Raw genomic sequence first — 309 nt, 5'->3', positions numbered from 1 at the left:
GTGGCTCCCAATGGACTATAGGCCCCTGCATTTAACGATACCTCGTAGGTATACGGTGCTACACCTCCAACTATGGTACCCGTTATCAGGGCATCCGGGCTCGCCGTACAATCCAAATCCTTTGTCAGAACTGTACTTACAGTTAGTTGGGGTTCTACCACATAAGATGTAGATACCTCACAACCGTTTCCGTCACGTATGGTCAGGGTATAAATTCCTGGTGCGCTTATTGAGAATGTCGCACTGGACTGATAGCCTGCCCCGATACTATAACTCAGAGGGGCTACGGCAGTGCCCGTTCCCTCTACC

The 309-nt window shown here is 50.5% G+C and carries 1 protein-coding gene; it reads right to left on the bottom strand.

Annotated features, from left to right (window positions below):
• Positions 1–309 (bottom strand): hypothetical protein (locus tag HHX25_RS21100; protein WP_169677393.1); only part of this gene is annotated, 309 nt, incomplete at both ends.

It is taken from the genome of Flavivirga algicola, from assembly GCF_012910715.1.
Taxonomy (GTDB): Bacteria; Bacteroidota; Bacteroidia; order Flavobacteriales; family Flavobacteriaceae; genus Flavivirga; species Flavivirga algicola.
The sequence above is the reverse complement of the archived record's forward strand: the minus strand, read 5'-3'. Positions and strand labels throughout refer to the sequence as shown.